The sequence below is a fragment of the Azospirillum endophyticum genome, assembly GCF_016595245.1.
GTDB classification, from domain to species: Bacteria; Pseudomonadota; Alphaproteobacteria; order Azospirillales; family Azospirillaceae; genus Azospirillum; species Azospirillum endophyticum.
The window spans coordinates 230,312-241,219 of sequence record NZ_JAENHM010000007.1 but is presented as its reverse complement, the minus strand read 5'-3'; the positions used below and the strand labels follow the sequence as shown (position 1 = coordinate 241,219).

13 protein-coding genes are annotated in these 10,908 nt (G+C 68.9%); 4 read left to right on the top strand and 9 right to left on the bottom strand.

Translation table 11 applies throughout. From position 1 onward, the window contains the following. Positions 1-467 precede the first annotated feature (467 nt). Positions 468-668, bottom strand: coding sequence for a YdcH family protein (locus JHL17_RS02705; protein ID WP_085089646.1), 201 nt, complete (start codon positions 666-668; stop codon positions 468-470). Positions 669-951: 283 nt separating this feature from the next. Between JHL17_RS02705 and JHL17_RS02700 the strand changes: the two genes are divergently transcribed. Together JHL17_RS02700 and JHL17_RS02695 are read left to right on the top strand one after the other, a co-directional pair. Next, positions 952-2,046 carry an ATP-dependent 6-phosphofructokinase gene (locus JHL17_RS02700; RefSeq protein WP_200190508.1) on the top strand — a complete coding sequence of 365 codons (1,095 nt, stop codon included), beginning with the start codon at positions 952-954 and terminating at the stop codon, positions 2,044-2,046. A 22-nt stretch (positions 2,047-2,068) separates the two neighbouring features. After that, positions 2,069-2,518 (top strand): TIGR02444 family protein, encoded by a 450-nt coding sequence (locus tag JHL17_RS02695; RefSeq protein WP_200190507.1) that lies wholly within the window; start codon positions 2,069-2,071, stop codon positions 2,516-2,518. Positions 2,519-2,758: 240 nt separating this feature from the next. Here JHL17_RS02695 and JHL17_RS02690 read toward each other — a convergent pair whose 3' ends face one another. Then, entirely contained in the window at positions 2,759-3,172 is a 414-nt protein-coding gene (locus JHL17_RS02690) for a hypothetical protein (RefSeq protein ID WP_200190506.1), read from the bottom strand. Between the two features lie 181 nt (positions 3,173-3,353). Between JHL17_RS02690 and JHL17_RS02685 the strand changes: the two genes are divergently transcribed. After that, positions 3,354-5,129: a tetratricopeptide repeat protein gene (locus tag JHL17_RS02685; protein WP_200190505.1), complete on the top strand. Its 1,776-nt coding sequence runs from the start codon at positions 3,354-3,356 to the stop codon at positions 5,127-5,129. Here the strand turns inward: JHL17_RS02685 and JHL17_RS02680 are convergent. From JHL17_RS02680 to JHL17_RS02660, 5 genes are all read right to left on the bottom strand, one after another. Further along, positions 5,105-5,371, bottom strand: a complete 267-nt coding sequence (locus JHL17_RS02680; protein WP_200190504.1) for a hypothetical protein — start codon at positions 5,369-5,371, stop codon at positions 5,105-5,107. The genes JHL17_RS02685 and JHL17_RS02680 overlap by 25 nt on opposite strands. A gap of 132 nt (positions 5,372-5,503) precedes the next feature. Then, positions 5,504-6,184, bottom strand: a complete 681-nt coding sequence (locus JHL17_RS02675) for a carbonic anhydrase (protein WP_200190503.1) — start codon at positions 6,182-6,184, stop codon at positions 5,504-5,506. A gap of 141 nt (positions 6,185-6,325) precedes the next feature. Beyond that, complete coding sequence (locus JHL17_RS02670) at positions 6,326-6,919, bottom strand: UbiX family flavin prenyltransferase (protein WP_200190502.1); 594 nt, start codon at positions 6,917-6,919, stop codon at positions 6,326-6,328. A 176-nt stretch (positions 6,920-7,095) separates the two neighbouring features. Beyond that, complete coding sequence (locus JHL17_RS02665) at positions 7,096-7,710, bottom strand: DUF1013 domain-containing protein (protein ID WP_200190501.1); 615 nt, start codon at positions 7,708-7,710, stop codon at positions 7,096-7,098. Positions 7,711-7,991: 281 nt separating this feature from the next. Continuing rightward, entirely contained in the window at positions 7,992-9,008 is a 1,017-nt protein-coding gene (locus JHL17_RS02660; RefSeq protein WP_200190500.1) for an NAD(P)H-quinone oxidoreductase, read from the bottom strand. A gap of 132 nt (positions 9,009-9,140) precedes the next feature. On the opposite strand from JHL17_RS02660, the gene JHL17_RS02655 reads away from it, so the two are divergent. Next, positions 9,141-9,338, top strand: a complete 198-nt coding sequence (locus JHL17_RS02655) for a DUF1192 family protein (RefSeq protein ID WP_200190499.1) — start codon at positions 9,141-9,143, stop codon at positions 9,336-9,338. A 50-nt stretch (positions 9,339-9,388) separates the two neighbouring features. On the opposite strand, the gene JHL17_RS02650 is transcribed toward JHL17_RS02655, so the two are convergent. Further along, positions 9,389-10,213, bottom strand: a complete 825-nt coding sequence (locus tag JHL17_RS02650; protein ID WP_200190498.1) for a DUF2189 domain-containing protein — start codon at positions 10,211-10,213, stop codon at positions 9,389-9,391. Positions 10,214-10,409: 196 nt separating this feature from the next. Then, complete coding sequence (locus JHL17_RS02645) at positions 10,410-10,613, bottom strand: DUF4169 family protein (RefSeq protein ID WP_200190497.1); 204 nt, start codon at positions 10,611-10,613, stop codon at positions 10,410-10,412. Positions 10,614-10,908 lie beyond the last annotated feature (295 nt).

Sequence of the window (10,908 nt, the reverse complement as noted above, 5' to 3'; positions counted from 1 at the left end):
CAGCCAACCCATGAACAAGACAGTTGCTCATCCCAACCCTTCTCCCGCGAGGGGAGAAGGGCTATTCGCCAGAGAAAGTCGCATCTCGTTCGAGGATGCGAGATCTGTGCATGCCGTAGCGCGGAGGCGGGGATCCAGGCTATCCATCGCCTCTGCTTGCAAGGTCTGGATTCCCGCCTTCGCGGGAATGACGGCCGAGGTAAGTACGCGATGCGATGGACGCGAAGCGCTTTAAACTTGAGGCCTCTCTCAGCGAGTACCCGATTTCTTCACAAACTCGAAGGCGGGAATCCAGGCGATGCAAGTCACCGCGCCGGACACTCGCTTCCCGGCTATCGCGGGGACGACGAATCGGAAACCTGCGCAACTGCGCGATGAGTATCTGCCCTGATCGCCTCTCGGCCAGGTGCGTTGACTTCTTCACGGCCGCCTTCGAGGACGACGCGCGACGGTGCGTCGCGCGTCCGTCAAGCAATGATGTCCGGCAGCAACCGGCTTTCAAGGACCATGATCTGGTCCTTCAGCATCAGCTTGCGCTTCTTCAGCCGCTGCATCTGCAACTGGTCATAGGGCGCACGCTCGACCAACCGGGCGATGACGTCGTCCAGGTCGCGGTGCTCGCTGCGCAAGCTCGCCAGCTTTTCCTTCAAAATCTCTTGCTCGTTCATCGCGCCCGTTAGGAATGGCCGTTGCCCCGTGTGGTGCGGGGGTGCTCTTGCGGGTAACCCGTTGGCTGGGCGGGCCGGACTATACCAGATATCCGGCGCCACGGCACCGCCAAACCACGGGCTCGGTCCTTTGGCCGTGCCATGCCGGCCATACGGCGCCGTGGGGAGGGGGGTGCGGTGCAATGCCTCCTTTGCGGCGGCCGGCAACGATTGCGGGAAATATCCATTCCGGTAACATGGCGGTCCATTTGAACGAACAGGCGAACGGGACGGGAAACTCTCAATGACTGCCCCAACGAAAGCCGGCAAGCGCATCGGCATCCTGACCAGCGGCGGCGACTGCGCCGGGCTGAACGCGGTCATCCGTGCGGTGGTCCATCGGGCCACCGGCTATGGCTGGCAGGTGCTGGGCATCAAGGAAGGCACCCAGGGACTGCTCCAGCGTCCGGTGCAGTACCAGACGCTCGACCTCGGCTCCGTCGACGGTCACATGATGCGCCAGGGCGGCACCATCCTCGGCACCACCAACCGCGGCGATCCCTTCGCCTACCCGATGCCCGACGGCACGCTGAAGGACCGGTCCGACGAGATCATCGGCGGCTACCGCGAGCTTGGCCTCGATGCGCTGATCGGCATCGGCGGCGACGGCAGCTTCGCCATCCTGCACAAGCTGGCGCAGAAGGGCGGCTTCCCGATGGTGGGCGTGCCCAAGACCATCGACAACGACCTCGGCAAGACCGAGGTGTCGGTCGGCTACGACACCGCCGTCGCCGTGGCGGTCGAGGCGCTGGACCGCCTGCAGCCCACCGCCGCCAGCCACCACCGCGTGATGGTGCTGGAGGTGATGGGCCGGGATGCCGGCCACATCGCGCTGGCGGCCGGCATCGCCGGCGGGGCCGACGTGATCCTGATCCCGGAAATCCCCTATTCCATCGAAAGCATCGCCGCCAAGATCCAGAACGTGCGCGACTCAGGCCGCAACTTCGCCCTGGTCGTGGTGTCGGAGGCGGTGAAGACGTTGGAAGGCACTGGGGTCAAGAAGATCCTCCAGGGCGGCGAGAAGCGCTATGGCGGCATCGGCGATTACATCGGCGAGAAGATCGCCGACGCCACCGGCGCCGAAACCCGCGTCACCGTGCTGGGCCATGTCCAGCGCGGCAGCATGCCCAGCCCGCGCGACCGCCTGATCGCGTCGGCCTTCGGTGTCCATGCCGTCGACCTGATCGCGGAGGGCAGGTTCAACCGCATGGTCGCCTGGTCCAACCGCGGAGTCATCGACGTGCCGATCACCGAGGCGATCGAGCATTACTCCTGCGTCGAGTTGGATGGCGCGCTGGTGAAGACCGCCCGCGGCCTGAACATCAGCTTCGGCGATTGAGCGGCCCCCTGTGACCGGTCCGGTGTCCGCGAACCCCTTCTGGGACTTCTCCCTGGCCGTCTATGGCCGGCCGGGGGTGCCCGCTTGCTGCCTGGCCCTGCAGGACCGCCGCGGGGTGGACGTCAACCTGCTGCTGTTCGCCGCCTGGGCCGGGCTGGAGTGCGCCGTCCGCCTGTCCGCGGAGGAACTCGCCCGCATCGACGGGGCGGTCGCCGGCTGGCGGGAGGAGGTGGTTCGCCCGCTGCGCGTCCTGCGCCGCCGGGCCAAGGCGGAGGACGACGCCTTCTATCGCCGGATGAAGGCGGCGGAGCTGGAGGCCGAGCGTGTCCAGCAGGACCGCCTGTTCGCCGCCGGCGGCGTCGGGCCGCGTCCCGGCGGCGGCCTGCCGCTTGCCGCCGCCAACATGGCGTTGCTGCTGCCCGGCGGCGACCCGGCGCTGGAGGCGTTGCTGGGAGTGCTGGAGAGAGGGTGAGCGGGGGGGGGGGCCGCATAGGCGCAAACTTGCAGGCTCAACTGCTGTCAAAGCCAAGGACGTCCCTTATCAACCGTCATTCCCGCGGAGGCGGGAATCCAGACTTTGCAAATACTTGCACTTGGAACTCTGGATCCCCGCCTTCGCGGGGATGACGCTGAAAGAGGTGCCGGCCCATTGGGAAATGAGCAGGGGCCTTTAAGTTGGCGCCTATGGGGGGGCCGTGGGGACTCACACGCCCTAGCGGTTCAGAATCAGCTCGTCCGGGTTGCGGACGACGTTCGACACCAGCACCGGCTTCCCCGCATAGAAGGCGCTGCAGCGCTTGCCGCTGACCAGGCGGGTCAGTGCCGCTTCCCATTCGCGCCCCTTGGGACCGATGATGCGCAGCTTCAGCTGGTCGACCAGCGGGAATACCTTGAACTGCTCGACCTCGACCGGCTCCGTGCCGGTGGTGGTGAAGACATCCTGCTTCAGGGTCAGGGTCTTGCCGTTGATTTCCAGCGTGATGTCCTGCGACCACGGGCAGCCGTTCGATTTGGCGCCTTCGTTGGCCTGCGCGGCGGCGATCCCGAGACCGAAGAACAACAGGGTGGCGAGGGTGATCCGGCGGGGGCCGGATTGGCAGAATGCCCGGAATGGGCCGGTGGTCATGATCCGCTCCTTGAACGACGGCGCGGACAATAACCATGGGTGGGCTCCATGACAATCCAGGGAAAATCCCGATCCTGTGACCGTTTGCAACGATTTCAGACCTGAGGTGACTGGACCGGCGGGAAGCACCGGGGCATGCTCCGGATCCCGGCAGTACGCCCGCCAACTTCCCTGAGTTCCGATGGTTACTTTGTCGCAGGCCCTGCTGATCGCCCTCGACCACCATCAGGCGGGCCGGGTGGCGGAGGCGGAGGACATCTATCGTCGAATCCTCCGCGCCGATCCCGAATATGCCGACGCGATGCAACTTCTGGGTGTTCTTGCCGCCCAGACCGGCCGATTGACGGAGGCGGGGCGGCGCCTGCGCCAAGCGGTGGCGTTGCGCCCCGACGCAGCCGGCGGCCTGTCGAACCTCGCCGGGGTCGAGCAGTCCGGCGGCGGCCCCGATGCCGCCCTGCGGCTCTATGGGCGGGCCTTGCGCCTGATGCCGGATCTGGCCGACGCCCATGCCAGCCGGGCCGGAGCCCTGCGCCGGCTGGGTCGGCCGCAGGCGGCGCGGGAGGCCGCCGGGCAGGCGCTGGCCCTGGCGCCCGACCATGCCGACGCACTGGCGAATTGTGCCGCCGCCCTGCTGTCCTGCGGCGACCCCCGGTCGGCCGAGCGCTCGGCCCGCCATGCGCTGCGCCTGAACGCCCGCTCCGCCGTCGCTCATGCGACGCTGGCCGCCGCGCTGGCCGCGCAACGGCGCTGGAGGGAGGCCGCAACCGCCGCCCGCGACTCCCTGGCTCTCGACCGCGACGGCGGCGAGGCATGGGAGGTGCTGGGCGCGGTGCTGGCGAAGCTCGGCCGGTTCCCGGATTCGCTGGAGGCCTTCGCGGCGGCGGAACGGCTGCGGCCCGGCCCGTCCTTATGGGCGGCGCGCGGCACCGCCCTGATCGCCATGGCCCGCCCGGCGGAGGCGGCGGCCGATTTCGACCGGGCCCTGGCCGACCGGCCGCAGGACGCCGGGCTGCACTGGAACCTCGGCTTCGCCCGGCTGATGGCCGGCGATTATCGGGGCGGATGGCCGGAGTTCGACTGGCGCCGCCATGACGACCGCGCCGAACCGCCCTGGCGCCGCTTCGCCCAGCCGACATGGCGCGGCGAGCCGCTCGATGGCCGGACCGTCCTGCTCTACGCCGAACAGGGGGTGGGCGATACGCTCCAGTTCCTGCGCTATGTCCCGATGGTGGCGGCCCGCGGCGGCCGGGTGGTGCTGGAGGTGCAACCTCCGCTGCTGCCGCTGATGCAGGGCGTGGAGGGCGCGGCGCGGGTCATCGCCCGCAGCGACCCGCTGCCGCCCTTCGATCTCGAATGCCCGCTGATGAGCCTGCCGCGCGCCTTCGCCACCGGCCTGGACGGCGTGCCCGCCGACACTCCCTATCTGCGGCCGGACCCTGCGCGCGTCGCCCGCTGGCGCGGGCGGCTGGGTCCGCGGGACGCGGTCCGCGTCGGCGTCGTCTGGGCCGGCAACCCGTGCTTTCCCGGTGACGAGGACCGCTCCCCCGGACTGGCCGGCCTGCGCGCCCTGTTCGATGTCGCGGGCTGCCGCTTCTACGGCTTGCAGATGGGGGCGGGGCGGGGCGATCTCGCCGGTGCGATCCTGCCGCGGAGTTTCACCGATCTGGGACCTGAAATCGCCGACTTCGCCGACACCGCGGCGATCATGGCGCATCTCGACCTCATGGTGTCGTCCTGCACCGGCCCGGCCCATCTGGCCGGGGCGCTCGGCCTGCCGCTGTGGCTGGCTCTGCCCTTCTCGGCGGACTGGCGCTGGCTGACCGGCCGCGACGACAGCCCGTGGTATCCGGCTGCGCGGCTGTTCCGGCAGCCGGCGCCCGGCGACTGGCCTGCGGTCGCCGGGCGCATGGCCGCCGAACTGGCGGCGCTGGCTCAGCGTTTCAGGCCGTTGCCGTAGCGCGAGCAGTCGTAGTCGTCGGTCCCGGCCTCGGCATGGCCGCCGTTGGAGGTGTTGTAGCGCGGATCGTCGCAGCGTCCGTTGCGGGCGTAGGACGAGTCGGAATTGCCCGACCCGAACAGCCCGCCGCCGCTGCCGCCGAACAGCCCCCCGCTGTTGCCGCTGTTGCTGCTGGTCTGGTTGCAGGCGGCGAGCGCCAGCGGCACGGCGGCGACGATCACGAATCGAAGCGCGGTCTTCATGGCAGTCCCTTTCCCTGATGAGGGTTGCGAAGGAGCAGTCTTCCTTCACCCTCAACAGGGCAGGGCGCCCGCAATTCCCGCGCCGGCGGTCGGGTTAACGCTTAGTCGCCTTATATTATCGGCCGGGCGCGCTCAGTCGACCGGCTGGAACAGGCTGGTGGCGGGGTTGATCGCCCACATTTCGCCCAGGCCCAGGTCGAACCACCAGCCATGGATGTTCAACGTGCCGGCTTCCACCCGTTCGCGCACGAACGGGAAGGTCATCAGGTTGTCGACGGAGGCGCGGACCGCCGCCCGTTCGATGATCTCCGGGGTCTGCTGCAGCTTCTCGGCATCGGCGCGGCCCTTCTCGGTGCCTTCCGGCCCGACATAGGGGTCGAGCGCCGAACCGGCGATGGACACCCAGGGGGAGATGAAATCGTCGTCCGACACCTGACCGGCCCGCAGCCGGATCAGGCCCTTGATGCCGCCGCACTGGGCATGGCCCAGCACGATGATCTCCGACACGTTCAGCGATTTCACCGCGTATTCGATCGCGGCCGACGTGCCGTGATAGGCGCCGTCGGGCTGGTAGGGCGGGACGAGGTTGGCGACGTTGCGCACCACGAACAGCTCGCCGGGTTCGGCCATCGTCAGCAGGGCGGGATCGACCCGGCTGTCGGAGCAGCCGATCAGCAGGACTTCCGGGTGCTGCCCCTCGGTCACCAGCTGTCGCATGTTGTCGGAGCGCCGCTCGTAGTAGCGGGCGCGGAAGGCCTTGATGCCGGCCAGAAGCTGGCGGATGGGCTCGCTCGGTTTGCTGCTGAAGGGCATGGTCGGCTCGTTCCCGTTACTGCCGGCCGGCTGCGGGGCCGGCTCCGCGTCATGATCCAGTGAAAGCGGTATACCGGCATTGCGTCCGCGGACCAAGTCGCCTGTTGGGGCGAATTGCGATCAGGCTGCCGGCGGTGCCGGTCAGGCCTCTTCCGGACGCTCGCCCCATCGCCGCAGGGTGCCGGCGTCCAGCCCGAACAGGTCCAGCACCCGGCCCACCGAATGGTCCACCAGATCGTCGATGCCCTGCGGCCTGGCATAGAAGGCGGGGACCGGCGGCGCGATCACCGCGCCCATCTCGGCCAGCGCCGTCATGGTACGCAGATGGCCCAGATGCAGAGGCGTCTCGCGCACCATCAGCACCAGCCGGCGCCGTTCCTTCAGCGCGACGTCGGCCGCCCGCGTCAGCAGGGTGGAGGTGACGCCGCTGGCGATCTCGCTCATCGTGCGGACGGAGCAGGGGGCGACCACCATGCCCAGCGTGCGGAAGCTGCCGCTGGACACGGCGGCACCGATGTCGGCGGCGGCATAGCTGACATCGGCCAGCGCCCGCAGCTCGGCCACCTTCATGCTGCTTTCATGGGCCAGCGTGACCTCGGCCGACCGGCTGACGACCAGATGCGATTCGACGCCGATCCGCCGCAGCGTCTGCAGCATGCGGATGCCGTAGATCACCCCCGACGCGCCGCTGATGCCGACGACGAGCCGGGGCGGAGAGGTGGTGGCGTCGGTCATGGGGTCTTCCGTGCCCTCTCCCCAACAGGCGATCTATCCCCTCTCCCCCCCGGGGAGAGGGTTAGGGTGAGGGGGATGCGCGGCGAGGATTCTCGGGTAAGGCACGCAATGCCTCCCCCTCACCCAGCCCTCTCCCCGGGGGGGAGAGGGTTACTTTGCTGGAGGGCGCTGCTCTCTCAGCGGGCGTCTTCCCGTTCGGAATAGCCGTCGTCCTCGCGGCCTTCGCCGTAGTAGTCCTCGGCCGGCTCCTCGGGCGGGCGCGGCACGCCGCCGCGGCGGATGGCCAGCGCCAGCGCCTCTTCCAGCTCGCGCTGGGAGCAGAGGCCCAGCATCACCGGGCTGCGCGGCTTGATGTTGGCGACGTTCCAGTGGGTGCGGTCGCGCACCGAGGCGATGGTCGGCTTGGTGGTGCCGATCAGGCGGCAGACCTGGGCGTCCGACAGCTCCGGATGCTGCTTCAGCAGCCAGGCGATGGCGTCGGGCTTGTCGCCGCGCTTGGTGATCGGGGTATAGCGCGGACCCTTGGACCGGGACGCCACCTGCGGCAGGTCGGCGACCAGCAGCTTCAGGCGCAGATCCTGGTTCTTCTCGCAGCGCTCGATTTCCTGCTTGGTCAGCTGGGCGTTGGCGATGGGGTCCAGCCCCACCATGCCGACCGCGACCTCGCCGTCGGCGATGGCCTGGACTTCCAGCGAATGCATGCCGCAGAAGGCGGCGATCTGCTCGAAGGACAAGGACGTGTTCTCGACCAGCCAGACGGCTGTCGCTTTCGGCATCAAGGGCAGTGCCATCATCCCTCCTGGCAAACTCTTCGCCGGCCGCACCCCCTGGCGGGTGGCGCGGGCGGCCGTTCTAACTGGTTATGCGGCGCGGGGGCGGCTTCGCGGCCCCAGGGCCAGCCTGTGGCGGCCGCCCCATTCTCGTCACCACGATATAGGGCGAATACCGGTCCGCGTAAGCATGCTTGCGCAGGCGCACCGGGAAATCCCGGCCGCCCGCTCGCCTCTGCTAACCCGTCTTGGCCGCCCAAGGCAAGCCCGACGGCAGCGGATCGGCGAAGAAAAACGCAAAATCAGCCCGCCTCCGGCTCCACCGTCAGCACGATCTTGCCGATATGGGCGCTGCTTTCCATCAGCCGGTGCGCCTCGTCGGCCTGCTCCAGCGGGAAGGTGCAGTGGATCTGCGGCTTGATGTCGCCGGCCTCCAGCAGCGGCCAGACATGCAGGCGCAGCGCCGCGGCGATGCGCCCCTTCTCGGCCACCGGCCGGGCGCGCAGCGTCGACCCGGTCAGGGTCAGTCGCTTGGTCATCACCGGCGCCATGTTCAGCGACACCTTCGCCCCCTGCAGGAAGGCGATGGAGACGTGACGGCCGTCCACCGCCATGATGTCGACGTCGCGGGCGATATAGTCGCCGCCGACCATGTCCAGCACCACGTCGACGCCGCGCCCGCCGGTCGCCTCGCGGATCGCCGCGACGAAATCCTCGGTCTTGTAGTTGATGGCGCGATCGGCCCCGAGATCCTCGCAGGCGCGGCACTTGTCGTCGCTGCCGGCGGTGGTGAACACCGTGGCGCCGAAGGCCTTGGCGAGCTGGATGGCGGTGGTGCCGATGCCGCTCGAGCCGCCATGGATCAGCAGCGTCTCGCCGCGCTTCAGGGCGCCGCGCTCGAACACGTTGGTCCAGACGGTGAAGAAGGTCTCCGGCACCGCCGCCGCCTCGACCATCGACAGCGGTCCGGGAACGGGCAGCGCCTGCACCGCCGGCACCGCGCAGCATTCGGCGTAGCCGCCGCCGGCCACCAGCGCGCAGACCCGGTCGCCGCTGGCCCAGCCCTCGACTTCCTCGCCGACGGCGATGACCGTGCCGGACAGCTCCAGCCCCGGCAGGTCGGAGGCGCCCGGCGGCGGGTCGTAGCGGCCCTGGCGCTGCAGCGTGTCGGGGCGGTTCACCCCGGCGGCGGCGACCTCCACCAGGATTTCGCCGGGGCCGGGCACCGGGGCGGGGCGGCGGGTCGGGCGTAGCACCTCCGGCCCTCCGGGCTGGGTGATCTCGACGCAGCGCATGCTGTCGGGCAGGGCGAGGCCCATGGCGGTCTTCCTTGTTTGCGTGTCCGTGCCCGCGTCCGGGGACACCGGCACGTTGGAATTGTCCGGCTCGAAAGGTAGATTTGCCCGACCGGCCTGACAAGGCGAACCACGCGGCAGGGGAGGGACCCGACCATGGCGATCGACGACCGTTTCGAGGATCTGGAGCCGCGCAAGGCCAAGCCCGCGCCCAAGGACCTGACGGTGATGGGGGTGGCCGAGATCGAGGCCTACATCGCCACGCTGGAGGCGGAAATCGCCCGCGCCCGCGCGGCCATCGCCGCCAAGCAGGCGCAGAAATCGGCGGCGGAAGCCTTCTTCAAGAAGGGGTGAAAGAAAAAGCCCTCCCCCGATGCCCGGGGGAGGGCTTTCATTTGTTCACCTCAGCGTCCGGTGCCGACCAGATCCCGGTAGCAGTGCCAGGACGCGTGGCCGACCACCGGCAGGGCGATGGCGAGCCCGAGGAAGGCGGTCACCATCCCGGCGCTCATGAACAGGGCGATCAGGAAGCCCCAGGCGACCATCGGCTTGATGTTGGCGCGCACCACGGCGATGCTGGTCGCCATGGCGGTGAAGACGTCGGTCTCGCGGTCCAGCAGCATCGGCACCGACACCACGGCGATGGAGAAGACCGCCGTGGCGATGATCCCGCCGAATACCGTCCCGGTCAGCAGGAACGGAAGGGTTTCGGCCGAGAAGAAGATGCGGTCGACCAGCTGGTCCAGCGCCGGCGTCTCGCCGGAGAAGAACAGGGCGAAGATCAGGAAGGCGACGCGGATCCAGGCCAGCATCGCCAGCATCAGGATCATCCCGATCCCGGCGATCTGCACGCCGTTGCGGCGATAGGCGGCGCCGACCTTGCCGAAGGTCGGCCGTTCTCCCAATTCCAGCAGGCGGCTGGTCTCGTACAGCCCGACGGCGAACAGCGGGCCGAGCAGCATGAACCCCGCCGCCATCGGCAGCAGCAGATACTCCATGTCCAGCACCGCCAGCCCGACCACCAGGACGAAGCTGGAGATCACCGCCAGCGCGCCGTAGGCCAGGCTGATGGCGGGCGCCGCCGTCATGTCCTGCCAAGCTGCCGCCAGCCAGACCCAGGGGCGATCCGTCCCGACCGACCGGATCGCCGGCAGCCAGGCCGGGGTCCGGCCGGTGCCATGCGTCTGAGGCGTGTGAACCGGTCCGCGAAACGACGTCATGTCGACCATGATGACGGCCCTCCCCATCGACCAAGGAACGCGCCCGTCGGCGCTTCATGGCGGCACTGTCCCACAGTGCCGCTGATGGTCGCAATAGGGAACTATCGGCATACCCAATAGTAACAAAAAATCAGAGGTTATTCCGACTGCCCAGCTCGGTCTTCGCCGCCCGGCGGTCGGCGGTCGGCGGTCGGCGGTGGGACGGTCAGGCGTCTCCATCCGGATCCGGCGCCTGCCCGTCCAGCCTGTGCCCGTCCAAACCCCGGGCCTGTCGCTCGGCGCCCTTGCGGTCGCGTTCCTTTTCCGCCTTGGTGCGGCCGAATCGGGCCCGATTCGCATCGGCGTCCTTGCTGCGCTCCGCCTTGTCGCGGGCCTTGCGGAAACGGTTGAGGTTGACCACGTCGCCCATGGTTCTGTCTCCGGTGGCTGATTTCGGGAGGGTTCTGGTGCCGCACGGCCGGTCGGGGCGGGGGGCAGGCCGAAAAAACTTCGCGGAAAAATCGCACGGCACCCGACTTGGCCGTGGGATTGCCCAAATTGCTTGTTTCTTCTGCGGGCGCTAGCTTACCGAATGACGGTTCGCACCGGAAGCCGGTTGGCTGGAAAGCCGGCCGGGGCGGAAATGAGGACCCGCGTCGCCCACCATCCCTTCCGGGATGGGGCGGCGCGGATCATATGGAAACGACGTGGCAAAGGGGCACGGC